At 29.5% G+C, this 26,239-nt stretch carries 19 protein-coding genes and 1 other annotated feature; of the genes, 1 reads left to right on the forward strand and 18 read right to left on the reverse strand.

The annotated features are described in order from the left end of the window. The first annotated feature begins 39 nt into the window (after nt 1-39). Nucleotides 40-1,722: an ammonium transporter gene (locus OM90_RS04020; RefSeq protein ID WP_058485615.1), complete on the forward strand. Its 1,683-nt coding sequence runs from the start codon at nt 40-42 to the stop codon at nt 1,720-1,722. Nucleotides 1,723-1,830: 108 nt separating this feature from the next. Here OM90_RS04020 and OM90_RS04025 read toward each other — a convergent pair whose 3' ends face one another. The 18 genes from OM90_RS04025 to OM90_RS04105 form a co-directional block, all read right to left on the reverse strand. Beyond that, nucleotides 1,831-3,057: a CapA family protein gene (locus OM90_RS04025; protein WP_058485616.1), complete on the reverse strand. Its 1,227-nt coding sequence runs from the start codon at nt 3,055-3,057 to the stop codon at nt 1,831-1,833. Nucleotides 3,058-3,141: 84 nt separating this feature from the next. Next, nucleotides 3,142-4,572 carry an Asp-tRNA(Asn)/Glu-tRNA(Gln) amidotransferase subunit GatB gene (gene gatB, locus OM90_RS04030; RefSeq protein WP_058485617.1) on the reverse strand — a complete coding sequence of 477 codons (1,431 nt, stop codon included), beginning with the start codon at nt 4,570-4,572 and terminating at the stop codon, nt 3,142-3,144. 14 nt (nt 4,573-4,586) lie between these two features. After that, on the reverse strand, nt 4,587-6,047 hold the full coding sequence (gene gatA / locus OM90_RS04035; RefSeq protein ID WP_058485618.1) for an Asp-tRNA(Asn)/Glu-tRNA(Gln) amidotransferase subunit GatA: 1,461 nt from the start codon (nt 6,045-6,047) through the stop codon (nt 4,587-4,589). Nucleotides 6,048-6,061: 14 nt separating this feature from the next. After that, nucleotides 6,062-6,355 (reverse strand): Asp-tRNA(Asn)/Glu-tRNA(Gln) amidotransferase subunit GatC, encoded by a 294-nt coding sequence (gatC, locus tag OM90_RS04040; RefSeq protein ID WP_058485619.1) that lies wholly within the window; start codon nt 6,353-6,355, stop codon nt 6,062-6,064. 19 nt (nt 6,356-6,374) lie between these two features. After that, nucleotides 6,375-7,706 (reverse strand): aspartate--tRNA(Asn) ligase, encoded by a 1,332-nt coding sequence (gene aspS / locus OM90_RS04045; RefSeq protein WP_058485620.1) that lies wholly within the window; start codon nt 7,704-7,706, stop codon nt 6,375-6,377. Nucleotides 7,707-7,840: 134 nt separating this feature from the next. Then, nucleotides 7,841-8,062 (reverse strand) — a binding site (T-box leader). Between the two features lie 86 nt (nt 8,063-8,148). Continuing rightward, nucleotides 8,149-10,791: an alanine--tRNA ligase gene (gene alaS / locus OM90_RS04050; protein ID WP_058485621.1), complete on the reverse strand. Its 2,643-nt coding sequence runs from the start codon at nt 10,789-10,791 to the stop codon at nt 8,149-8,151. Nucleotides 10,792-10,821: 30 nt separating this feature from the next. Next, complete coding sequence (locus tag OM90_RS04055; protein ID WP_058485622.1) at nt 10,822-11,823, reverse strand: M15 family metallopeptidase; 1,002 nt, start codon at nt 11,821-11,823, stop codon at nt 10,822-10,824. Between the two features lie 289 nt (nt 11,824-12,112). Further along, nucleotides 12,113-12,274, reverse strand: a complete 162-nt coding sequence (locus OM90_RS12735; protein ID WP_160323634.1) for a hypothetical protein — start codon at nt 12,272-12,274, stop codon at nt 12,113-12,115. A gap of 122 nt (nt 12,275-12,396) precedes the next feature. After that, entirely contained in the window at nt 12,397-13,509 is a 1,113-nt protein-coding gene (gene ftsZ / locus OM90_RS04060) for a cell division protein FtsZ (RefSeq protein ID WP_058485623.1), read from the reverse strand. Nucleotides 13,510-13,695: 186 nt separating this feature from the next. Next, a complete protein-coding gene (locus OM90_RS04065) occupies nt 13,696-14,430 on the reverse strand; it encodes a cell division protein FtsQ/DivIB (protein WP_058485624.1) in 735 nt (244 codons plus the stop codon). Nucleotides 14,431-14,460: 30 nt separating this feature from the next. Next, on the reverse strand, nt 14,461-15,714 hold the full coding sequence (murA, locus tag OM90_RS04070) for a UDP-N-acetylglucosamine 1-carboxyvinyltransferase (protein ID WP_058485625.1): 1,254 nt from the start codon (nt 15,712-15,714) through the stop codon (nt 14,461-14,463). A 110-nt stretch (nt 15,715-15,824) separates the two neighbouring features. Beyond that, nucleotides 15,825-16,976, reverse strand: coding sequence for a putative lipid II flippase FtsW (ftsW, locus tag OM90_RS04075; RefSeq protein WP_084757958.1), 1,152 nt, complete (start codon nt 16,974-16,976; stop codon nt 15,825-15,827). A gap of 5 nt (nt 16,977-16,981) precedes the next feature. Then, entirely contained in the window at nt 16,982-18,352 is a 1,371-nt protein-coding gene (gene murD, locus OM90_RS04080) for a UDP-N-acetylmuramoyl-L-alanine--D-glutamate ligase (RefSeq protein ID WP_058485626.1), read from the reverse strand. A gap of 32 nt (nt 18,353-18,384) precedes the next feature. After that, nucleotides 18,385-19,350: a phospho-N-acetylmuramoyl-pentapeptide-transferase gene (gene mraY, locus OM90_RS04085; RefSeq protein WP_058485627.1), complete on the reverse strand. Its 966-nt coding sequence runs from the start codon at nt 19,348-19,350 to the stop codon at nt 18,385-18,387. A 4-nt stretch (nt 19,351-19,354) separates the two neighbouring features. Next, nucleotides 19,355-20,752: a UDP-N-acetylmuramoyl-tripeptide--D-alanyl-D-alanine ligase gene (locus tag OM90_RS04090; protein WP_058485628.1), complete on the reverse strand. Its 1,398-nt coding sequence runs from the start codon at nt 20,750-20,752 to the stop codon at nt 19,355-19,357. After that, nucleotides 20,730-22,205, reverse strand: coding sequence for a UDP-N-acetylmuramoyl-L-alanyl-D-glutamate--2,6-diaminopimelate ligase (locus OM90_RS04095; RefSeq protein ID WP_058485629.1), 1,476 nt, complete (start codon nt 22,203-22,205; stop codon nt 20,730-20,732). The genes OM90_RS04090 and OM90_RS04095 overlap by 23 nt, the downstream gene beginning before the upstream one ends. Before the next feature lie 55 nt (nt 22,206-22,260). Beyond that, entirely contained in the window at nt 22,261-24,225 is a 1,965-nt protein-coding gene (locus OM90_RS04100) for a penicillin-binding transpeptidase domain-containing protein (RefSeq protein ID WP_058485630.1), read from the reverse strand. A gap of 58 nt (nt 24,226-24,283) precedes the next feature. Next, nucleotides 24,284-26,239: a penicillin-binding transpeptidase domain-containing protein gene (locus OM90_RS04105; RefSeq protein WP_058485631.1), complete on the reverse strand. Its 1,956-nt coding sequence runs from the start codon at nt 26,237-26,239 to the stop codon at nt 24,284-24,286.

Here is a 26,239-nt window from a genome sequence, read left to right on the forward strand (position 1 = left end):
TGAAATTATAAAAAATTTATATTTAAAGGAGGAATTTATATGTATTCATCAGTCGATACCATTTGGACTCTATTAGGTGCAGTTCTAGTATTCTTTATGCAGGCTGGATTTGCTATGGTAGAAACGGGATTTACTAGAGCTAAAAATGCAGGAAATATTATTATGAAAAACCTAATGGATTTTTCCCTTGGTTCTCTAGTTTACTGGATATTAGGCTTCGGATTAATGTTTGGTGCAACTAATGGGGGATTTATAGGAACACCCGATTTCTTTGTAACAGGAGATTATAGCTCCTCTATTCCATCAGCAGCATTATTCATTTTCCAAACAGTATTTTGTGCTACAGCAGCAACTATTGTTTCTGGAGCTATGGCTGAAAGAACTAAATTTATATCTTATTGTATTTATAGTATTCTTCTTAGTGCAATTATATATCCTATTTCTGGACACTGGATCTGGGGCGGAGGTTGGCTCTCTGATTTAGGTTTTCATGATTTTGCAGGCTCTACTGCAGTTCATATGGTTGGTGGTGTATCTGCTTTTATAGGAGCTAAAATTTTAGGCCCTCGTATTGGAAAATATACAAAAGATGGTAAAGTAAGAGCTATTCCAGGACATAGTTTAACCTTAGGAGCTTTAGGTGTATTTATCCTTTGGTTTGCTTGGTTCGGTTTTAATGGTGGTTCTACTGTTTCTGCTACTGGAGATGATGTTTTAGTTTCTATGGCTTCCATTTTCGTTACAACAAATCTTGCAGCCGCAGCAGCTGCTGTTACTACTATGATAATCACATGGGTTCGTTATAAAAAACCTGATGTTTCTATGACTCTTAACGGAGCTTTAGGAGGACTTGTAGCAATTACAGCTGGATGTGATGCAGTTTCTCCTGTAGGTGCTGTATTAATTGGTATTATTTCAGGATTTCTTCTTGTTGCAAGTATAGAATTTATTGATAAAGTTCTTAAAGTTGACGACCCTGTAGGAGCCGTTGGAGTACATGGAGTATGTGGAGCTGCTGGAACTATATTAACAGGTGTATTTGCCATAGATGGTGGTCTTTTATATGGTGGAGGATTTAGTTTCTTAGGAGTTCAAATATTAGGAGTTATAGCTGTAATAGCTTGGGTTGCAGTAACAATGACAATAGTATTTTCAATTATTAATAGTACTATTGGACTTAGGGTATCTAGAGAAGAAGAACTTGCTGGACTTGATATAGTAGAACATGGATTAGAAAGCAGTTATGCTGATTTTATGCCTTTAATTTCTAGTGAAGCAGCTACTACTACTTCTACAAATGATACTAATGATACTATTCCAGTAAAACGTGTTAATTCAAATCCTAATGCTAAAATGACTAAAATAGTTGTTATCACAAAACAAAGTAAATTTGAAAGATTAAAAGAAGCTTTAGACAAAATAGGTATAACAGGTATTACAGTTACTCAAGTTTTAGGATGTGGAATGCAAAAAGGAAATACAGAATATTACAGAGGAGCTCCACTTGAAACTAACCTTCTTCCTAAAGTTAAAGTTGAAATAGTTGTATGTAAAATTCCTGTATCAACTGTTATAGATACCGTTAAAAAGGCTTTATATACTGGAAATATAGGAGATGGTAAAATATTTGTTTATGATGTAGAAAATGTAGTAAAAATTAGAACTGGAGAAGAAGGATATGACGCATTACAAGATGAAGCAGAAGCTCCTAGCTTCGCATAACATTAATAAAAATTTTAAATTCTTTTTATAAAATTGCTCCCCTATATCTTTTTAATATATATATATATAAATATCACGCCAACTAATTTTAGTTGGCGTGATATTTTATTACTCTTTTAAATAATATATGTAAAAATTATTATCTTTTTTCACTTCTTTTTCCCCTAATAAATGTTTTATTGTATAACTTCTTGTACTTTCAAGTCTATTAATTTCTCCTTGTGTTAAATTTAATTCCTCATTTGATACATTATCCCCTATAATTCTAATTATTCTTTTCCCATTTCTATTACTAAATTGTACCCATGTAGGCATAAAAGATATATTTTTTATTATAGCTTTTTCATCATTGATTTTTTCAAAATCTAAATTTAAAATTATTCCTGCATCCCTAGGAGGATCAAGAGGAGTTCTTTGAGAAGAAATAAAATTTCCCAAAGAATAAATTAAAAAACCTGTTTCTTTTGTTCCATCTTCCCTTATAAGTTCTCTTGTTTCCATAGGCTGAATTACATGAGGATGCCCTCCAAGAATTACGTCTGCTCCTGCTTCAAATATTTCGTCTACTATTTTATTTTGATTTTTATTAGGATATCTTTGATATTCTTGTCCGAAATGAAGATATACTATTATAAAATCTGGATTCATATCTTCTGCTTTTTTAATATCTGACTTTATTTTTTCTACATCAATTAAATTTACTAAATATGCTTGTTCTTTAGGTATAGGAATCCCATTAGTTCCATAGGTATAAGATAAAAATGCAAAAGAAATTCCATTAACAGTTTTTAATTTTATTTTTTCACTTTCATTTTGATTTCTATAAGTGCCTACATGTTCTATTCCTATTTGGTCTAACACATCTAAAGTTCTAATAACTCCTTTAGCATTGCTATCCATAGAATGATTATTTGATGTAGTTAAAATATCAAATCCCACTTCTTTTAGAGTATTTCCTAAAGAATCAGGAGAATTAAATCTTGGATATCCACTATATCCTCTCTCTTTTCCCCCAAAAGTTGTTTCTAAATTTCCTATGGTAATATCTGCATCATATAAAAAAGGCTTAATCAAATCAAATTCCCTATTAAAATTATAGGTATCATTTGATTTATCATAAGCCTCCCAAAGTTGCCATTTATGAACCATGATATCTCCAACTACTCTCATTTTTACTGAATATACTCTAGGTTCTACTTGTTCTATTATCTTTTCCGTAGATGTTTGTACTGGATTGTCTGTTTTTGTAGATGCTACTTGAATTTTATTCTGTGCTGAACATGCGATTAATACAGACATAAATAATAAGTTGATAGTAAAAAAAACATTTTTCATTTATACACCTCTTAACATTTTACAATATTTTATATATATCATACTTTTTTGTATGCAAAATGTAAAGAGATGATATATAGAATTTTACAATAACTCTTTTAATATTTTATTTATCATACTAGGATCAGCTTTTCCTTTCATTTTTTTCATAGTTTGACCTACTAAAAATCCTATGGCTTTCTTCTTACCACCTCTATAATCTTCTACAGACTTTGGATTTTCCTCTATAACTTCCTTTATAGTCTTTATAAGCAATCCTTCATCTTTTACAATCTTTAATCCTTTTTCTTCTACATACTTTTTAGGATCTATATCTTCTTTAAAAATAATTTCAAATACTTCTTTCGCAACGGAATTATTTATAGCCCCTTCTTCTACTAGTTCAATTAATTTAGCTAAATTTTCAGGAGAAAAACTAAGCTCTTCAGCTTCTATTCCTTCTTCTTTCATAAGTCTCATAGTTTCTCCCATAAGCCAATTAGATACCTTTTTAGGCTTATTACAAATAGCAGTTGTTGCCTCAAATATATCTGCTATTTTCTTAGAAGACGTAAGAATTTTTGCATCATAATCCGGAATATTAAACTGCTCTTTATATCTTTTTAATTTTTCCTCTCTTAATTCAGGCTGTCTTTTTCTAATATTTTCTATCCATTCATCACTAATAACAATTGGAACAAGATCAGGCTCAGGAAAATATCTATAATCATGGGCATCTTCTTTAGAACGCATAGAATAAGAAGTTTCTTTATTATCATCCCATCTTCTTGTTTCTTGAATAACTTCTTTTCCTTCTTCTAATAATTCTATTTGTCGATTTTTTTCTGCTTCAATCGCTCTAGCTATAGCTTTATAAGAATTTAAATTTTTCATTTCAGTTCTAGTTCCAAATTCTTTTGAACCTAATTCACGAACTGATAGATTAACATCAACTCTCATAGAGCCTTCTTGCAATTTACAATCAGATGCTCCTAAATACTGAATAATTAATCTTAATTTATCAACATATGCAATAACCTCCTCTGCAGACCTCATATCTGGTTTTGATACAATTTCAATAAGAGGTACTCCTGAACGGTTAAAATCAACTAAAGAACACTCTTCCCACTCATCATGGATTAATTTCCCCGCATCTTCTTCCATATGTATCTCGCGAATTCCTATAGTTTTTTTACCTGAAGGAGTATCTATCTCAATACCACCATTCCTACAAATTGGCAAATATAATTGAGAAATTTGATAATTTTGAGGATTATCTGGATAAAAATAATTTTTTCTATCGAATTTACAATATTGTGTAATTTCACAATTAGTTGCTAGTCCTACAGCAATAGCATATTCTACTACTTGTTTATTGAGTACTGGTAAAGACCCTGGCATACCAGTACAAACTGGACAAGTGTGAGTATTAGGTTTGCCGCCAAATTCTGTACTACAAGAACAAAATATTTTTGTTTTAGTTGCTAATTCCACATGAATTTCTAATCCTATAACTGTTTCATATTGTTTGCTCATATTAACGCCCCTTTCTATATATTTATAGTAGGTCTTATATAAGGTCTTGTTTTTTCATATGCATAAGCTGCTCGAATAATATTTTTTTCTTTAAAACAATCTCCTATTAACTGCAGACCTATAGGAAGTCCCTTTGAATCTATTCCACATGGAACACTAATTGCAGGAAGTCCTGCTAAATTTATAGATACAGTATAGATGTCTCCTAAATACATTTTTATAGGATCACTTAAACTCTCTCCTAATTTAGGAGCAGTAGTGGGAGCTACAGGACCTAATATCACATCATACTTTTTAAAAGCTTTATTAAATTCTTCTTTTATTAAAGCTTTAACCTTTAATGCTTTTAAATAATAAGCATCATAATATCCTGAACTAAGTACAAAAGAACCAAGCATAATTCTACGTTTTACCTCTGTTCCAAATCCTTCAGAACGAGTTCTTTTATACATATCATTAAGATTTTCATAATCTTTTGTACGATACCCATATTTTACTCCATCAAACCTAGCTAAATTTGAACTTGCTTCTGCTGAAGCTATTACATAATAAGCATATATTGCATAATCTACCAAACCTAATTCAAATTCTTCTACAATAGCACCCTTTTCTTCTAATGTTTTTGCCGCTTTTAATATAGCTTTTTTTACTTCTTCATCTATTCCTTCTTTAAAATAATCTGTGGGAATTCCTATTTTCATTCCCTTAACATCATCTACCAAAGCTGAAGTAAAATCATATTCCTCTCTTTTTATAGAAGTACTATCCTTAACATCAAAAGATGATATTATTTCTAAAATATTTGCACAATCTTCCACACTTCTTGCAATAGGTCCAATCTGATCTAAGGATGACCCATAAGCAATAAGCCCATATCTAGATACTGTTCCATAAGTTGGTTTTATCCCTACTACTCCACAAAAAGAACTAGGTTGACGAATAGACCCTCCTGTATCAGACCCTAAAGCATAAAAACATTCTTCTAACGCCACTGCTGCACAAGACCCTCCTGAAGAACCTCCAGGAACATGTTCTTTATTCCAAGGATTTTTAGTTTCTCCAAAAGCTGAAGTTTCTGTCGTGCTTCCCATAGCAAATTCATCCATATTTGTTTTTCCTATAATTACGGCTCCTGCTTTTTCTAAATTTATTACAGCCTCTGCATTATAGGTAGGTTTAAAATTACTAAGAATTTTAGAACTACAAGTAGTTCTAAGTCCTTTTGTACATATATTATCTTTTATTGCAACGGGTACTCCTGCTAGGGGAGAATCTAAAGTTCCTTCATCGATAAGTTTTTGTATTTCTTCTCCTCTTTTTAAGGCTCCTTCTTTATCTATAGTTACATAACAATTAAATTCTTGTTCATATTTTTCTATTTTTTCTAAAGAAGCTTTTATTGCTTCTACTACTCCAACTTCTTTAGATTTTATCTTTTTACCTAATTCTATAGCTGTTAAACGTGTAATATCCAAGATATATTCCTCCTTTATTCTACAGTTTTAGGAACTTTAAAAGCTTCATCTTTTCTTTCTGGAGCATTTGATAAAATATTTTCACTATCATCTCCATTAGTAACTACATCTTCACGGAATACATTATTAACAGAAAATATGTGAGAAAGAGGTTCTATTCCCTCGGTATCTAGTTCATTTAATTTATCAATATAACTAAGCATTCTTTCCATATCTTTTTTAGCCTGTTCCTTTTCTTTCTCTGAAAGTTCAAGTTTTGCTAAATTAGCTATATATTCCATAAGTTCATCTGAAATAACTTGACTCATTTTATTTCCTCCTTTTTATTTATGGTTCTAAACGACTTAAATCTCTTGGAAACAAAGTAGTCTCACGAACATTTTGTTCATCTAATAATTTCATAGTAAGTCTTTCTAATCCAATTCCCAAACCTCCATGAGGCGGCATACCATATTTAAAAATCATTAAATAATGTTCCATACCTTCTGTGGTCATTCCTCGAGCTTCTATTTTCTTTAATAGTGTATCATAATCATGTATTCTCTGTCCTCCTGTAGTTATCTCCATTCCCCTAAATAATAAATCAAAACTTAGGGTGAATTTAGAATCTTGTGGGTCATCCATAGTATAAAAAGGACGTTTTTTAGAAGGATAATGTGTAACAAATACAAAATCTGCATCATATTCTTCTTTAAAATAACGACTAATTAGCACTTCTTCTTCAGGTTCTAAATCATAAGGAGTTCTAATTTTTCTATTATATTTTTCTGATACTTTTTGCTTTGCTTCATCAAAACGTACCATAGGAATTTTATCTACTTTTGGAAGAGTCACATTAAGTATTTTTAATTCTTTAGAATATTCTTTTTTTAATAATTCTATAGTATATTGTAAAAATCCTGTTTCCATAGCCATAATATCTTCAAATCCATCTATATAACCCATTTCAAAATCTAAACTAGTATATTCATTTAAATGCCTTGTAGTATTGTGTTTTTCAGCTCTAAATACTGGTCCTGTTTCAAAAACTCTATCAAATACTCCTACCATAGTTTGTTTATAAAACTGAGGGCTTTGAGCCAGAACTGCTTTCTTATCAAAATAATCTAGTTTAAAAATATTCGACCCTCCCTCTGCTCCTTTAGCAGTAATTTTAGGAGTTCTTACTTCAGTAAATCCTTGACTAAACAAAAATTCTCTAAATCCTCTTACTATTCCTTCTTGGATTTTAAATTTAGCTCTTTCTTTTACATTTCTAAGTACTATAGGTCTTAAAGATAATTTTGTTTCTAAAGAAGTATTTAACTTCCATTTACTAATAGGAATAGGCATTGTATCTGCTGGAGTAGATAATATTTTAATGTTTTTTAATCTAATTTCATATCCATGAGGAGCTCTTTTTTCTTCTACTACAACTCCTTCTACTTCAACTGTTGAAGCTTCTTTTAAAGACTTAATATTAAAATCCATTGTACCTTCTTCAAAAACGCACTGAATAAGACCGTCTCTTTTTCTTAATACTATAAAGGTAACATTTCCCATATCCCTTATAGTATGAACTGCACCATTCATTTTTATAATTTCCCCATTATAATCTTTTAATAATAAATCCTTAATTTCAATCGTTTCTTTTTTAACTACACCTTTTATAAAATCCATAAACAATCTCTCCTTTCATTAATAAATCCTAAAAAAAGCAAAGGGAAACACACATAAATCATAAATAGATTTTATGCATGTTCCCCCATTGGAACCAATTCAATTTTTTAAATAAAAAATCCCGGAATCAAAGATTCCGGGACGGGATAAAGTCTCCCGTGGTACCACCCACATTAGCAATTAAATATTAATTGCTCACTCTAGCACTTAACGGGTGCCCACGGGCTGACCTACTTAAAGTTCAATCAGCCTGCTCCAGAGTGTTCCCTTATGCTAATCCCTTAAATGAAGCTCTCAATCACGGCTTCATCTCCCTGTTAAGTTCCTTAGCACAGAGTCTCCTTCTTCGCATTTAACATTTAGTATATACATATTATCATAATTTTATAATTCTGACAAGTGAAAAATTTTTGTAAAATAAACATTTTTATACACTTTTATTTTATTGTAATTGACCACTTAATATTTCTGCCGCTTTATTTAAAGCTTTATCTATTTTAGAAATATCTTTTCCTCCTGCTTGAGCCATATTCGGACGACCGCCTCCGCCGCCACCAGCAACTTTAGCAATTTCTCTAATCATATTTCCTGCATGAGCACCTTTTTTAACTACATCATCAGTTATCATTACAACAAAATTCACTTTATTATCTTTTCCAGTAGCTAATACAATAACTCCAGAACCTATTTTATTCTTTAAATTATCTCCCATATTCCTAAGTCCATTCATATCTAATTCATCAAATCTTGCTGTTAATAAGGAAACTCCTTTTATATCTTGTTTAGATGATAATATATCCTCAACTGCTGATGTAGATATTTTTGCTCTTAATTTTTCAATTTCTTTTTGATTATTTTTTACTTCATTTATTAAAGTTTCAATTTTTCTTACTACTTGATTAGGTACAGTTTTTAAAATAGCTGCTGCTTCTTTTATATAATTTTCTTGTTCTCTAAAATAATTTAGAGCTGCTTGTCCTGTTACTGCTTCAATTCTTCTAACCCCTGCTGAAACCCCTGTTTCAGAAATAATCTTAAAAGTTCCTACACTAGCAGTATTTTTAAGATGAGTTCCTCCACAAAGTTCTATACTGTAATTTCCCATATTTACTACTCTAACAATTTCTCCATATTTTTCTCCAAATAAAGCCATAGCCCCCATTTTTCTAGCTTCATCAATATTAGTTTCACAAATATTAATTGGAAGGTTTTCTAGAATTTTTTCATTTACTTCTTCCTCTACTTTTTTCAACTCTTCTTGAGTAAGAGGAGCAAAATGAACAAAATCAAATCTAAGTCTTTCTGAAGATACATAAGACCCTGCTTGCTCTACATGGTTTCCTAATATATTTCTTAAAGCTTTTTGAAGTAAATGAGTAGCACTATGATTTCTTGCTGTTGCCATTCTATCTGATTTATTTACCTCTAGTGAAGCTTTATCTCCTACAGATATACTACCCTGTACTACTTTCCCTATATGGGCAAAATTATTTCCACTTACCTTTATACAGTCAGTTATTTTTACTGTTCCTTTGTCTGTTTTAATAATACCCTTATCTCCAACTTGTCCTCCACTTTCAGCATAAAAAGGAGTTTTATCAACTATAATTGATACTTCTTGATTTTCTTTAGCTTCATTAATAAATTCATTATTCGTAACTATTGCACGAATTATGGCATCAGATACATTTAAAGTATTGTATCCTTTAAACTGAGTTGTCCATTCTTTATTTAATTTAGTATAAATACTTTCTTCTGAACCCATGTAAGTTGTTTCTTCTCTAGCAGATCTAGCTCTTTGTCTTTGAGCTTCCATCTCTTTCATAAATCCTTGCTCGTCTAAAGTAAATCCTTCTTCTTCTAGAATTTCTTTAGTTAAATCAATAGGAAATCCATAAGTATCATATAATCTAAAACATTTTTCTCCTGATAAAGTATTTTGTTTTGATTCTTTTAATTCTTTTATATACTCTTTTAATATTTCTAAACCTTGATCTATTGTTTCGTTAAATCTTTGTTCTTCCACAGATAATACTTTTAAAATATATTCTTTCTTTTCTTCTAGTTCCGGATATGCTTCTTTAGAAGTTTCTATAACAGTTAAAGCAAGTTCTTTTAAAAATAATTTATTAATGCCTAATAGCTTACCATGACGAACTGCTCTTCTAAGCAATCTTCTAAATACGTATCCTCTTCCCTCATTTGATGGAAGTATACCATCTGAAGCCATAAAAGTAATAGCCCTTATATGATCTGTAATAACCCTAATTGATATATCTTTTTTATTATCTTCTTGATATTTGACTCCAGCTATTTTACATACATGATCACGAATAGCTTTTATAGTATCTACATCAAAAATAGAAGTTACTCCCTGCATAATTGCTGCCAATCTCTCTAGCCCTGCTCCTGTATCTATATTAGGATTTGGTAAAGGATTATAATTTCCTTCTTCATCTTTATCAAATTGAGTAAAAACAAGATTCCAAAATTCTACAAAACGATCACAATCACAGCCAGGAGCACAATCTTTGCTTCCACATCCATACTCTTCTCCTCGGTCAAAATAAATTTCCGAACAAGGGCCACAAGGGCCTACCCCTATTTCCCAAAAATTATCTTCTTTACCTAATCTAATAATACGTTCAGGTTTTAATCCTACTTTTTCATTCCAAATTTTAAAAGCTTCATCATCTTTTTCATAAATAGAAACATATAATCTCTCCTCTGGAATTTCTAAAACTTCTGTTACAAATTCCCAAGCCCAAGGAATTACTTCCTCTTTAAAATAATCTCCAAAGGAAAAATTTCCTAACATCTCGAAAAAAGTAGCATGCCTTGAGGTTTTTCCTACATTTTCTATATCCCCTGTACGAATACATTTTTGACAAGTAGTAACTCTTTTTTTAGGAGGTTTTTCCTGCCCTGTAAAATAAGGTTTTAAAGGCGCCATACCTGCATTGATAAGTAATAAACTTTTATCATTCTGAGGTACAAGGGAAAAACTTCCCATTCTTAAATGGTCCTTTCCTTCAAAAAAAGATAAATATTTTTCTCTGATTTCATTTAATCCTAAAGATTTCATCCCATTTCCTCCTCAACTTTCAACACTTTATTATTGTATTTTTTGTGTAATAATGTATTCAGCTTCTCCAATTTCTGATACACTTATAACATTTTCTATGTTAAATGAATTACTTATTAGTATATCACGATTTTCTTTTTGAATGTAGTCTATTTGATATTTATTTCCACAATAATCCTCAAATATCATTTCTTTTTGTTCTTTTATAAATTTTAAATATTCTTCTAAACTTAAATTATTAATAGTTATATATTCTGCGTGGGGGATTCCCACATATCTAAAATGCCAAGGCTCTGAAATAATTCCTGTAATATCTTTTTTTTCAGGAGAATATCTTAAAACAAATCCATATTTCCAACTATTATTATACATCCATTCTCCCTCTTTTGTATATTTAAATTCTTCAACTAATGGATCGGAAGTTTTTAAAAGTTCAACAGATGAAACATCTATAGCAAGTCCTGTTTGATGCTCACTAGTTCCTGGTATAGCTACAACTTCAGAAGCTTTTTGTTTTGCAATTTCTAAATCATATTGATTTAAAAAATAATTTACTTTTGCATTATATAAATTATTTTGATAACTATAAGGTCTATATCCACTTACAGCTCTTAAATCTGTTATTCCATCTTTTTGTACCGCTTCAAATAAATCTTTTAATTTTTTATAAGCTTCTTCTTCTAACATTATTTTAGATTTTGCTGAAGGAATATCTTTTGCTATGTCTATTAAAGTAGAAGGAATATGATTTTCACTTAATACATTCCATTTATTTACTAATATTAAATAGTCATTTTTCATACTATCTAATTCATTTATAATATCATTTATATATTCGTCTTTATCAATAAAGTCTTCTACTTTTTCTTTCACTACTTCTTCCCCCTCACCCTGACTTTTAGAAATAACAACTGCCTCCTCAATTTCATTAAAAAGCCCTTTTGAAAAAATTCCATCTTTTATTTCATATAAATTAATACCTATAAATATGACAGAAATTAAAAAAAATAAAAAAATTAATTTTTTCCCCATAATAATCCCCTTTCATAATAAAAACCTCATCCCAGTTGGAACGAGGTTTTCTTGGGTTTAGTAAAATAATTTAACTAATATTGTTTAATTTATATATGAAAAAATTATAAGAAATAATTCGAATTTTGTCAATATCCCAAGAAATTATGAATAATATAAGGGAATATGGAGAAATTTGTTTTTTGTTACTAGTATAGATACTATCTGATTTATAAATTTACAAATATCCAAAATTAAATATTAACAAAAAAAGGATGTGTAAAACTACACATCCTAATTAAAGCTATGACTACCTTAAATCTTCTATAAGATCTCCTGCTTTTTCCATAAGTTTTTTACCACTTTTCATCATTTTTTTTCTTTCTCTTTTGTTCGTAGTCATCATTTTTAGTCCCATTGCTCCTGCAATGCCACCAATCATCATACCTGCTGCAAACTTATTAATAGACATAGTAATCTCCTTTCTAAAAATAAGATGTTTTTTGGAGATAATTGTAGAATCTCACATATATAGTTTGAGATACTTTTAATTAAAATATTCAATCTTATGCAGCCTGTATGATATTACAAGTATCATTTTCTTCTTCTTTGTAAGAAAACAGGAATATCAATAAAACTTGAATCATCATTTTTTTCTGACATTAAGTTATTATCTCTCTTTTCTTTGAAATCTTCATTCTCTTCTTGTTTTACAGTTTCTTCCTTTTTTATAGGTTTTACTATTTTAGAAATATCATTTTCAAATCCAGTAGCAATTACTGTTACAATTACTTCATCTCCTAAATCATCATTGATAGTGGTTCCAAATATTATTTCTGCTTCTGGATCTACAGCTTCTCTAATAAGATTAGCTGCTTCATTAGCTTCTAATAATCCTAAGTTTGAACCACCACTTATATTTATTAACACACCTTTTGCACCATCAATACTTGTGTCTAATAATGGACTTTGAATGGCTGCCTTAGCTGCCACTTCTGTTTTATTTTCACCAGAAGCTCGGCCTATTCCCATGTGAGCTATTCCTTTATCAGACATAATAGTTCTAACGTCAGCAAAGTCTAGATTAATAATACCTGGATTAGAAATTAAATCAGAAATACCCTGTACCCCTTGTCTTAATACTTCATCTGCTTTTTTAAAAGCCTCAATCATAGTTGTCTTTTTATCGATAATATGTAAAAGTTTATCATTAGGAATTATTACTAAAGTGTCTACATTTTCTTTTAATTCAGCAATTCCTTTTTCAGCATTAATCATTCTCTTTCTACCTTCAAATCCAAAAGGTTTTGTAACAACACCTACTGTCAAAATCCCTTCTTCTTTTGCAAGTTTAGCTATTACAGGAGCTGCTCCAGTACCAGTACCACCACCCATTCCAGCTGTAACAAATACCATATCTGCACCTTTTATAGCTTGTATAATTTCTTCCCTGCTTTCTTCTGCAGATTTCTTACCGATTTCTGGGTTTGCGCCAGCACCTAAGCCTTTAGTAATCTTTTCTCCTATTTGAATTTTTACTGATGCTTTAGAACGACTTAATGCTTGTCTATCAGTATTTACAGTAATAAATTCTACTCCTTTTAATTCTTCTTCTATCATTCTATCAACGGCATTATTCCCTCCACCGCCTACACCAACTACTTTTATTTGTGCTACATTATCTTGTGTCATATCAAACTCTAGCACCGCAAATCCCCCTTCACTAATCATTTCTATCTTAAATTATTTCTATTTTTAATTATTCTATCTTGATTATACACTATATATTCAAATTTTTCTATTAAAATTTATACTATGTTAAAATTTTGTTAACTATATAATAAATGGTTTTTTATCATTATTCAATACTAAAATAATATAAAATAAAATTTTCTATGTGAGAGGAGAAAAAACAGCCCTTCCCTTATCGATATTTGTAAGATCGATTTTCCCCATATCATAAATATCCATAATTTCAATTAGCCATTGTATCTTTTTATCAAATTGGTCTATTCCTCCCATAGCTACATCTAATTTTTTTATATATAAATGAGTATCTTCTGGATCACTTACATCTATTTTTATAATATCTTGAAGTAAATTATATTTTAATATCATTTGAGCCATTACAGCTATGATATGTAAAGACTCTTTATTTTTAACAGGAAGGATTTCTCCTATTTGAAAGTAATCAAATTCTAAACCTTGAACAATTGGCACATTTTTCGAATAATGTTTTGAAGTTTCTAAAACTCGTCCGTCTTTATCTATATAAAGATATGTTCCTACATACGGAACATACCCTATAACTTTTCTTTCTTCAAGTTTAATTTGAATTTTATTAGGCCAACTAATCTTTATATTCGCTTCTTTGATATAGGGATCTTCACAAAGTAATTTTTCTATTTTTTTCTTTCGAAATAAAAATAAATTATCTCCCAATTTAAAATTTATTTTTTCAATAATTTCTTCTTCTGAATAATGCTCATTTCCATATATTAAAATATCTTTTACTGAAAATATTGGAGAAGTAAATACTGTTAAAAAAAATATAACAATTAAAATGATAAAAGTAAATATTTTAGTGAAACTTAATTTATTTTTATTTATAGGTATGATTTTCCCCATTATTTTCACCCTTAATTCTAAATTTATAAATTAATTCTCTTTTCGTATACTTGCTCCTAATAAATTTAAATCTTTATCTATTCGTTCATATCCTCTTTCTATATGTTTTGCACCTTCAACAATAGTAGTTCCTTTAGCAACTAATCCCGCAATAATTAGAGCTGCTCCTCCCCTTAGGTCCTTTGCGTAAACTGTAGTTCCTGTAAGGTCTAATCCTCCTTTTATGATTGCTGTACGTCCTTCTAAGGTTATATCTGCTCCCATTCTCATCAATTCTTCCACATGTTTATATCTTGATTCAAAAACAGTTTCTGTTATAATGCTAGTTCCTTTTGTCATAGTAAGTAAACTCATCATCTGAGCTTGCATATCAGTAGGAAATCCAGGATATGGTTGAGTTCTAACAATATCCACACTTTTTAAATTTTTAGGTGCTTTTAAATATACGCTATTTTTTTCTTCATGAATTTTACATCCAACTTCTTTTAACTTAGAAATAATAGCTTGGATATGATTAGGTTCAACATTAGTAAGCTTAACTTCTCCTTTAGTAATTGCAGCAGCTATAAGATATGTCCCTGCAACAATCCTATCTGGAATTACTTTATGCTCTACTTTATGAAGAGATTTTACTCCTTCTATTGTTATTATATCAGTAGAAGCACCTGATACTTTTGCACCCATGCCGTTTAAAAAATCTTGCAAATCTTTAATTTCTGGCTCTTTTGCTGCATTATAAATTACAGTTTTTCCTTCTGCTAAAACTGCAGCAAGCATAATATTTTCTGTAGCTCCTACACTTGGAAAATCCAGATGAATTTTTGCTCCAGTTAACTTAGAAGCTTCACAAATAATAAAACCATGTTCTTCTTTAATTTTAACTCCTAATTGTTTTAAAGCCTTTAAATGTAAATCAATTGGTCTAGGTCCTAATGGACATCCTCCAGGATAAGATATAATTACTTTTTTATATTTACCTAATACTGATCCTAAAAAAATAATGGAAGAACGCATTTCTCTTACTAAATTTTCAGGAACTTCATAGGAAGAAACTGTAGAAGAATCAATTATTAAAGTTTTTCCTTCCCATTTTACACTACAACCTATACTTTTTAAAATATTAATCATAGTACTTACATCTAATATTTTAGGACAATCCTTTATATAACTAATATCTCCATTTAAAACTGTTGCAGCTAAAATTGGAAGAACTGCATTCTTCCCTCCTTGAACTCTAAGGCTTCCTTCTAACCTCTTCCCACCATCTATATAAAATTTGCCCATAAAGAAGACACCTCCTGAAACTGTCAGGTAAGCCTATATATAACTATAGTATGCATAATAATTTAAGTTGTTACTGCTATACCATGCAAGATTCAGGAGAAAACTTTTTATTATATTTTTTTTACTTTAGAATACCTAGATATATTCAGTAAAATCCCAATAGCTGTCATAGTAAATACTAAAGAAGACCCTCCATAACTAATAAAAGGAAGAGGCATCCCTGTTGTGGGAATTGTCTTAGTTATAACAGCTACATTAATAAGTACCTGTATCCCTATCATGCATACAATTCCGCAAGCTATTAAAGAACTAAATAAATCTGGAGCATTCATAGCTATTTTAATACCTCTCCAAATCAAAATTAAAAATAATGATAAAAGAACTATTGCTCCTATTAATCCCAATTCTTCACAAACAATTGCAAAAATAATATCATTATGAGCTTCTGGGATAAATCCAAGTTTTTGTCTACTTTCTCCAAGTCCTAGACCAAATAAACCTCCTGATCCAACAGCATAAAGGGATTGAATTAATTGATATCCCTTTCCTATAGGGTCAATCCATGGGTCTCTCCAAATTTTAAATCTATCTAGCCTATAAGCAAATTGAGGAAGCATTACAGCTGCAGCACCACCAGCTATAACAGGAAAAGCTAATACAAAAAAATACCAGATCTTAGGACTTGCAATAAACAGCATGGATATACCTATAAATAGAACTACAATAGCTGTACTTAAGTTTTGTAAAGCAATTAAAAAAACTGGAATAATTAAGAAAATAAGGTGAAATAAAAATCCTTTAAAAGTCTTTAGCTTATTTCTATTATAAGATATTAAAAGAGCCATAAAGAAAATAACAGTAAGTTTTGCAAGTTCTGAAGGTTGAAAACCAAAAAGCCATCTTTTTGAGCCATTAGTTGCTTTACCAATAATAAGCACTAAAATGAGCAATACTTGAGATATCAAATAAGTAGGTACAGCCCATATCTTAATATTTCTATAATCATAATTCATCATAAAAATCATAGCTCCAAATCCTATTAAAGACCATAAAGCTTGCTTTTTTAAAAAATAGTACATATTATTAAAATGATTTAAAGCATAATAATAACTTGAACTAAAAATCATAACTAATCCAAATAACACCAATAATCCTACTGTAAATAAAGTTGTGAAATCACATTGAGTTCTTATAATTTTAGGTTTTTCCTTTTTAACTTTTTTTAATACTTTATTACGATTTTGGTATACAGTAGAGCTCATTTATTTCACCCTTTCAAATCATAAATGGCTTCTTTAAATACCCTTCCTCTTTCTTCATAACTCTTAAACATATCCCAACTAGCACAAGCAGGAGATAAAAGTACACAATCTCCACTAACAGCTAACTGTTTTGCAAAAACTACCGCTTCTTTTAAAGATGATGCCTTTTTAATGTTATAAAAACCTTTTTCTTTAGCAGTTCTAATTATTTTATCGGAAGTTTCTCCTATTACAATTAAAGTTTTAACTTTACCAAAAAACATATCGATCCAATCTGAAAAATCTGCTCCTTTATCCATTCCACCACCAATTAAAATAATAGGAGATTTCATTGCTTTAATTCCAATAATTGCGGCATCTACATTAGTAGCTTTAGAATCATTATAATACTTTACTCCATCAATTGTATCAACATACTCTATTCTATGCTCTACTCCTTTAAAATTTGTTAATACTTCCTTTATAATATTAAACGGAACTTTCATAGAAACTGATATCGCTACTGCTGCTAAAGTATTTTCAATATTATGATCTCCTAATATTTGCAAATCCCTAACACTACAAACTTCTGCATTGATTTTTCCCCATTTAACCCATATTTTATCTTTAATTAAAAAGGCTCCTTGTTCTAGTTCTTTTTTACGGCTAAATGGAAATATTTGGGCTTTAGCTTTTTTTTTCATTTTTCTACAAATATTATCATCTTCATTCAATACCAAAATATCTTGCTCATCTTGGTTTTCAAATATTCTTTCCTTTGCAGCTATATAGTTTTCGTAAGTTTTATGTCTATTTAAATGATCAGGCGTAATATTTAAAACAGCACTTACTTTAGGTTTAAAATTATGTATTGTTTCTAACTGAAAACTACTAATTTCTGATACAACTAAACTTTCTTTATTCATTTTTTTTACTTTTGCTGTAAAAGGTGTACCGATATTCCCTACAACATATGTATTTGTATTGTATTTTTTCATAATTTCTCCCACTAATGTAGTAGTTGTAGTTTTTCCATTAGTCCCAGTAATCGCAATAATAGGACAAGGACATAAAACATAGCCTAATTCTATTTCAGACCATATAGGTATGTGATTGTTCCTAGCTTTTTGAAGAAAATCTAAATCTGTAGGAACTCCAGGACTTAATATAATTAAATCTTGGTCATCTATTATATCATTAACATCGCTTCCTAATATTAATTTTATGTTTAATTTCTCTAATATTTCAATTTCATTTTTCATTGTTTGCATAAGTGTTTCTTTTGATTTAATATCTTGTATTGTTACTTTTGCTCCTAGACTTGAACATAATTTTGCAGCACTTACTCCACTCTTTGCCATCCCAATAATTAGTATATTTTTTCTTTGCCATTCCATATTTTGTAATCCTCCAATTATAAATTAAACTATTATATTCCTAAAAGCCCAATTAAACACATAATAGCTGTTGTAATACAAAAAACAGAGACTACTTTTGTTTCTGTCCATCCTGATAATTCAAAATGATGATGAATTGGAGCCATTTTAAAAATTCTTTTATGAGTTATTTTAAAGAAAGCAACCTGTAATATAACAGAAATAGCTTCTATTACATAAATAAGTCCTACTACTAAAATAAAAAAAGGCATTTTTAAAATAAAAGAGGTAGCTACAACAAAGCCTCCTAAAGCTAGAGAGCCTGTATCTCCCATAAATACTTTTGCAGGATGAGAATTAAAAAGTAAAAATCCAAGTAAACTTCCAACAACTGCTGCTCCAATAGGGAAAATACCACTATTTTCTCCCCAACTAACCATAGTAAAAAAAGTAGATACCAAAACAGTTACACCAGAAGCCAAACCATCCAAACCATCAGTTAAATTAACTGCATTAACTGTTCCCAACATAGCAAAGATTAAGAACGGAATAAAAAATATTCCAAGGTCTATTTCTTTCCCTCCTGAAAAAGGAATAAGAGCTTTTGTACCAAGATTCGCAATTTTTACAACATAATAACTAAAACCTATGGTAATGACTAATTGAAAAATGATTTTTTGATATGCTCTTAATCCCAACGAACGTTTCATAACAACTTTAATAAAATCATCTATAAATCCTATAATTCCAAATCCAATAGTAACAAGTAAAACTACCAATCCATCCCTATTATCTTTTAAAAATAATATAGAAGTTAAAACTATACTAATTAAAATTATTATTCCTCCCATAGTAGGAGTCCCTGTTTTTTTAAGATGAGTTTTAGGGCCATCATCCCTAACAAATTGACCAAATTTTAATCTACTTAAAAAAGGAATTAAAATAGGACTTAATATAAGATTAATAAAAAAAGCAATAAGGGCTGGATAAACTATTGGATAAATGGTATCGCTATTCATAATATTATTTCACCTCTTCTATTTTTTCTACTGTTTTTTCTAAATGCATTCCTCTTGAAGCTTTTATTAAGAACATATCTTCTTCAGTAATAAATGTATATAATCTATCCCAAAGTTCTTCTTGATTTTTAAATACTTCTACTCTTTTTCTATCCATCCCAAAATCAATAGCACCTTCTGATATATACTTAGCTTCCTTTCCAACACAAAATAAATAATCTATGTTCTTTTTTGCAATATATTCTCCAACTTCTTTATGTCCTTTATAAGAAAAGTCTCCCATTTCTAGCATATCTCCTAAAATAGCAATCTTTCTCTTTCCTTCAGAACATTCTTCTAAAACATCGATAGCTGCTTTCATAGATTGAGGACTTGCATTATAAACATCATTAATTATATAAACATTTTTGTTAGTTTTAATTATATTCATTCTCATATTAGAAGATTTAAATGCAAGAACTCCTTTTTGCATTTCATTTATTGTTAAGTTTAATTTTTGCCCTACTGCTATTGCACTAAGAGCATTATAAACCATATGTTTCCCAGGAGCAGGTATTTGTATAGGAATTTTTTTATTTTCTAAAATTACAACTACATCTACTCCAATAGCTCCCTTAGATTTAATATCTTTTGCATAAATATCGTTATTTGAATTTAATCCAAAATAAGATATTTCAAAAGGAATTTTATTCTCTAACGTTCTTAATAAATCATCATCTCCATTTAATACGGCTATTCCATCTTTTTTAAGATGATTAAATATTTCGCTTTTTGCACGTAAGATTCCTTCTCTACTTCCCAAATTTTCAATATGAGATACACCTATATTAGTAATAACAGCAATGTCAGGTTTTACTATATAACTTAAATTGTCAATTTCCCCAAAATGGTTCATTCCCATTTCAATGACTGCTACTTCATGCTCTTTATTCAATCTAAATACAGTAAGAGGTACTCCTATTTCATTATTAAAATTTCCTTCTGTTTTTAAAACCTTGTATTTCTGACTTAATACAGAAGCAATCATATCCTTTGTACTAGTTTTCCCAACACTTCCTGTAATAGCAATAAAAGGTATATTGAATAAAGATCTATAATAAGCAGCTAAATTAATAAGAGCTTTTTTAGTATTTTCTACTAATATTAATATTTTACCCTTTGGAACTGGTATATCAGACTTCTCAGTAAGGCATACCACGGCTCCCTTATTAAAAGCTTCGTTTATAAAATTATGTCCATCATATTTTTCTCCGGAAAGAGGAATAAATAAATTTCCTACTTCTATCTTTCTTGTATCTGTAGATATCCCGTTTATAATTATTTTATCTATGTCATTTATTCCTTCATATATAGTTTTCCCATTAACGGCAAAAATTACTTCATCTAATCTCATTTTTTCCATATGTATTTTCCCCCTGAAGAATTGTTTTTACTTCTTCAACATCATCAAAATGTATAACTTTATCTTTTAATATCTGATAATTTTCATGCCCTTTTCCCGCAATAAGTATTATATCATCTTTTTGAGCTTTATTTATTGCTTCTTTTATTCCTTCCCTTCTGTCCACTATTTTTTTATAAGGACAATTTGTTTTTTTCATTCCCACTTCAACTTCTTTTATAATAAATTCTGGATCTTCTGAACGGGGGTTGTCAGAAGTAATAATACAATAATCAGAATAATTTCCTGCTATCTCTCCCATTATTGGACGTTTACTTCTATCCCTATCTCCTCCACAACCAAATACAGTTATAATATTTCCTTTTGCAAACTCTTTTATTGTTTTTAAAACATTTTCTAGACCATCAGGAGCATGGGCATAATCTACAATTACATCAAAGCCTTTATTGCTTCTTATACTTTGTACTCTTCCCGGAACTCCCTCCATATCTTCTAAAGCTTTTTTTATTACTTCTATTGGTATATTTAAATAATAGCCTGCTGCAATAGCACCTAAAGCATTATATATATTAAATCTTCCGATAGTTTTTAATTGAAAATCAATCTCTTTTCCTTCTAAAATTATACTAAACTTAATTCCTTTAGAACTCATACTAATATTATAAGCTTTAAAATCGGCTTCTTTTTCTATTCCAAAAGTTATAATTTTACATGTTGCTTGTTTTATAATTTCCTCTGCATGAGGATCATCTATATTAATAATCCCATATTTACATTTTTTAAATAATTTTGCTTTGGCATTTCTATAATTTTCCATAGTCTTATGAAAATCTAAATGGTCCAATGTAAGATTTGTAAATATTCCTATTTCAAAATCACAAGCATCAACCCTATGCAATTCTAAAGCATGAGAAGAAACTTCCATAACCACATGACTAACTTCTTCCTTTAACATTTGTGAAAATAAGGCTTGTAAATCTAAAGATTCTGGAGTTGTTCTTTTTGCCTCTATTTTTATTTTGCCAATTCGATTTTCTATAGTCCCTATAAGCCCTATTTTTTTATTATATTCTTCTAACATTTTCCCAATTAAAAATGTAGTAGTAGTCTTACCATTTGTCCCCGTAACCCCTATTAATTTCATATTTTTTAGAGGTTCATTATAAAATTTAGCTGCAATATATGCCATTGCTTTTCTCGTATTATTTGTACAAATAACTGTAATATTTTTAGGAATATCTTTTATTTCTTCTTCCACTACAATAGCCACTGCTCCTTTTTTAATTGCGTCTAATGCAAATTTGTGACCATCAACATTAAATCCTTTAATGCATATAAACAATGTATTTTCTTTAACTTTTCTAGAATCATAAGATATATGATTTATATATATATTATCATCGCCTTGTAGAATTTTATATTCTATAGAATTTAATAAATTTTTAAGTTTCATAAATGGGCCCTCCTAATAAATATAAGTTCTTAACAATTATATCATATAATTATATTTATTCGTTTATTTTTTCTTCACTTGTATACAATATAACTTTTGTATTTGGATTCACTTCTTCTCCAGATAATGGAAATTGATCTTCCACTATTGTTCCATTTCCCATTAATTCGACTCCAAGACTTATTTTTCTAAGCTCTTTTTCTGCTTCATTTATATCTTTATTAATTAAATTAGGAACTATAACTTTTTCAATATCTTGCATTTTAAGCTCTTTTTCTGAATATTTAGGCTGAATATTTAAATAAGGAAGAATATTTTCAAAAATTTCTTTAATTATTGGCCCTGCAACAGTTCCTCCATAATAAATTCCTTGAGGTTCATCTATTATTACTAAAGCTATAACTTGTGGATCTTCTGCAGGAGCAAAAGCTAGAAAAGAAGCTATATATTTATTACTTTTTCTTGGAAGCTTTTCTGATGTAGCAGTTTTTCCGCCTATTCTATATCCTGGAATATATGCTTTATTACCTGTCCCTTCTGCTACTACACTTTCTAAAGCTTTTTTCATGAGATCCGAAGTTTCTTTTGATATTATTTGTTTATTTTGTGTATATTCAAATTTTTTAATCAGATTTCCTTCATTATCTATTATTTTATCTCCAAAATGAGGGGTGACTAAATATCCTCCATTTATTACTGCTGAAGCAGCTCTTAAAAGCTGCATAGGTGTAATTTGAAATGACTGTCCAAAAGACATAGTTGCAAGTTCTACAGGCCCTATATTTTCTAAATCATGCATAATTCCTATAGCTTCCCCTGGTACATCTATTCCTGTTTTTTCATTAAATCCAAATAATTTCATATATTCGTAAAAATTTTTTGCCCCTAATCTTTCAGCTACTTGCATAAAAACAGGATTACAAGAATTTTGTATTCCTTCTAAAAAACTTTCTTGGCCATGAGACCTAGGATATCTCCAACATTTTATCATTCTTCCTGCCACCATATGATATCCTTTACAATTAAATTGGCTATCTAATGTAACTACTTTTTCTTCTAAACCCATAGCTGAAGTTATAATTTTAAAAGTAGAGCCAGGTTCATATGTATCATTAATAGCAAAATTTCTCCACATTTTATTGAGTTCATTATATTGTTCTTCACTGCTTAAAGTATCCCAAATTTCTTTTATGTTAGGGTCTGTAATAGTAAAAGGCTCATTTAAATCATAATCAGGTTTATTAGCCATAGCATATATTTCTCCATTTTGCGGATTCATTACTATAATACTTCCTCGTTTTGCTTTTTTAGCTTCTACTGCTTTTTCTAAGGCTTGTTCTACATATTGCTGAATAGTCAAATCTATAGTTGTAACTAAATTATATCCAGGTATAGGTGCAATTCTTTTTTCAGGAACTTCTTCTAACTTTCTTCCTTTACCATCAGTTTCAGTTAAAATTTTCCCTGGACTTCCTTTTAAATATTCATCATATTTAACTTCTAACCCAATAATGCCTTGATTATCTTTCCCAACAAATCCTATTACATGGGAAGCTAAATTACTATAAGGATAATATCTTTTAGAATCTTCATCTATTGTCACTCCCGGAAGATTTAACTTTCTTATTTCATCTCCTATTTCTTTATCAACCTTTGATTTTATCCTCTCTAGGGCAACAACTTTATCTACTTTCTTTTTTACAGTTTCATAATCTAAATCTAATTTTTCTGAAAGAACCCTTGCAACTTCTTCACTATCTTCTATTTGTGCATGAATAACTCCTATAGTAGTTACAGTTGCACTTTTGGCTAATTCTATTCCATTTCTATCATAAATAGTTCCTCTTTGGGGAGAAATTAGTCTATCTCTTGTATGTTGTTCATAAGCTAATTCTTGCAAAAAACTTCCTTCTATTATTTGTAAATAAGCTATTCTAAACATTAATCCAATAATACTTAATGTAAATACACTAAGAAAAAATAAATATTTTTTTTTCATATTTACAGTAGGTTTATACATATTATTCCCCCCATTATTGCTAAACTATTACTATAATTTTATTGCAATTATGGGGGGATTATTCTTGAGTAACATATAATTTAATTGTAGTTCCTTTTGGTACTTTAGTTCCGGGATTAGGAAATTGTTCTTTTATAGTATTACCTTCTCCTATTATTTCATAATTTAAACCTTTAATAGTTAAATCCATATCTACTTCTAAAAGTTCTAATCCAACATAATCTGGAATTTCTACATCTGTATTTTCTTCTTCATCTTCTTCTGCAGAAGCTTCAATCCCCATATATGGAAGAATATTTTGAAAAATTTCCTTCGCTACAGGAGCTGCTGCTCCACTTCCCTCTGAATAATATTCAGTTTCATCTAATATTACTAATAAAATAACTTGGGGGTCTTCAACTGGAGCAAATCCAATAAAAGAAAGTACATATTTATCTTCACCTCTTGGAAGTTTTTCTGCTGTCCCTGTTTTTCCTCCTATTCTATAACCATCTACTTTTGCTTTTTTACCTGTACCATTATTAACAACACTCTCTAAATAATTTCTAAGAATTTGTGAAGTTTCTTTTGAAATAACTTTTCTTTTTAATACAGGCTTCATTTCTTTAATTTCTGTACCATTTTCAGACACTATTTGTTTTACTACATAGGGTTGCATTAAATTACCGCCATTTATTACTGCTGCAAATCCATTTAATATTTGAATAGGAGTTACAGTAAAAGATTGCCCAAATGAACTAGTAGCTAATTCTACTGGTTTTAAATCATCTGCATCATATAAAATTCCTTTTGCTTCTCCTGGAAGATCTATTCCTGTTACTTCTCCAAATCCAAATAATTTTTGATAATGATAAAATACATCGGAGCCCATTTTTTCTGCTATATCCATCATTGCCACATTACACGAATTAGCTAAAGCTTCTTCTAAAGTCTGTTCCCCATGCCCACTGGTTTTCCAACATTTTATTGTCTGACCATATATAGTTTTATGTCCTTCACAATTATATGTATCTTCTACAGAAATTATATTTTCTTCTAAGGCTGCTGCAACTAATATAGGTTTAAAAGTAGAGCCTGGTTCATAAGTATCACTAATATTATAGTTTCTCCATACTTCATTTAATTTTTCTAATTTTTCTTCATTAGATAATTGATTCCAAGTATCTTCACCAATAAATTCACTTAAATCATTATATTTATTAGGATTAAAAGTAGGATAAGTTGCCATAGCTAGCACTTCTCCAGTATTAGGATCCATAATAATAACAGACGCATTTTTAGGATTATGCTCTTCTACTGCCTTTTTTAAAGCCATTTCTGCAAAATGCTGAATAGTTTCATCAATAGTTAAAACAATGGTATCTCCTTTTTGAGCTGGAATAGTTTCTTCTATAACATATTTGCCTTCTTTTAACATAGGAAATATTCTTCCAACTACTCCTGAAAGATATTTGTTGTACTGTTGTTCTACTCCATATTGAGCCTGTTTATCCTGATTTACAAAACCAATTAAAGCAGCTGCAAAATCATTTTTTAAATAATTTCTAGTAGTATCTTCTTCTAACCAAACACCTTTTAAATCATTTTCTTTAATTTTTTGAGCTATATCACTCTCAATATGTTTTACTATTACTTCATATCTAGAGTTTGGATTATTAGATATTCTTTCATTTAAAGTTTCTTGAGATATAGATAAAATTTGACTTAAAGTAGTAATTGTTTTTTCTTTTTCTTCCTCAGATATTTGTTCTAATAAAACATTGGGGTCTAGGATTACATTATATACTACAGAACTAAGTACTAAATCATGGTAATTACGGTCTACAATATTTCCTCTACTAGGTAGAATGATTTTTTCTGTATTAAGCATTTGCATTACAGCTTTTTCTTCATATTCTTCCCCATATGCATATTTTATATATCCAATTCTATATATTAAAAAACCAATACTAAAAATAAAAAATAATAATATCATAAAAGCTCTTCTTTTGGTTTGTTTAACTAAAGCATTCAT

The sequence above is a fragment of the Defluviitalea phaphyphila genome (genome assembly GCF_001466305.1).
In the GTDB taxonomy this organism is placed as follows: domain Bacteria; phylum Bacillota; class Clostridia; order Lachnospirales; family Defluviitaleaceae; genus Defluviitalea_A; species Defluviitalea_A phaphyphila.

Bases quoted from the DNA above. Each gene is read 5' to 3' on its own strand.
- OM90_RS04020 (WP_058485615.1), top strand. From the start codon at position 40: ATGTATTCATCAGTCGATACCATTTGGACTCTATTAGGTGCAGTTCTA.
- OM90_RS04025 (WP_058485616.1), bottom strand. From the start codon at position 3,057: ATGAAAAATGTTTTTTTTACTATCAACTTATTATTTATGTCTGTATTA.
- gatB (WP_058485617.1), bottom strand. From the start codon at position 4,572: ATGAGCAAACAATATGAAACAGTTATAGGATTAGAAATTCATGTGGAA.
- gatC (WP_058485619.1), bottom strand. From the start codon at position 6,355: ATGAGTCAAGTTATTTCAGATGAACTTATGGAATATATAGCTAATTTA.
- aspS (WP_058485620.1), bottom strand. From the start codon at position 7,706: ATGGATTTTATAAAAGGTGTAGTTAAAAAAGAAACGATTGAAATTAAG.
- alaS (WP_058485621.1), bottom strand. From the start codon at position 10,791: ATGAAATCTTTAGGATTAAATGAAATCAGAGAAAAATATTTATCTTTT.
- OM90_RS04055 (WP_058485622.1), bottom strand. From the start codon at position 11,823: ATGGGGAAAAAATTAATTTTTTTATTTTTTTTAATTTCTGTCATATTT.
- OM90_RS12735 (WP_160323634.1), bottom strand. From the start codon at position 12,274: ATGTCTATTAATAAGTTTGCAGCAGGTATGATGATTGGTGGCATTGCA.
- OM90_RS04065 (WP_058485624.1), bottom strand. From the start codon at position 14,430: ATGGGGAAAATCATACCTATAAATAAAAATAAATTAAGTTTCACTAAA.
- murA (WP_058485625.1), bottom strand. From the start codon at position 15,714: ATGGGCAAATTTTATATAGATGGTGGGAAGAGGTTAGAAGGAAGCCTT.
- ftsW (WP_084757958.1), bottom strand. From the start codon at position 16,976: ATGAGCTCTACTGTATACCAAAATCGTAATAAAGTATTAAAAAAAGTT.
- murD (WP_058485626.1), bottom strand. From the start codon at position 18,352: ATGGAATGGCAAAGAAAAAATATACTAATTATTGGGATGGCAAAGAGT.
- mraY (WP_058485627.1), bottom strand. From the start codon at position 19,350: ATGAATAGCGATACCATTTATCCAATAGTTTATCCAGCCCTTATTGCT.
- OM90_RS04090 (WP_058485628.1), bottom strand. From the start codon at position 20,752: ATGGAAAAAATGAGATTAGATGAAGTAATTTTTGCCGTTAATGGGAAA.
- OM90_RS04095 (WP_058485629.1), bottom strand. From the start codon at position 22,205: ATGAAACTTAAAAATTTATTAAATTCTATAGAATATAAAATTCTACAA.
- OM90_RS04100 (WP_058485630.1), bottom strand. From the start codon at position 24,225: ATGTATAAACCTACTGTAAATATGAAAAAAAAATATTTATTTTTTCTT.
- OM90_RS04105 (WP_058485631.1), bottom strand. From the start codon at position 26,239: ATGAATGCTTTAGTTAAACAAACCAAAAGAAGAGCTTTTATGATATTA.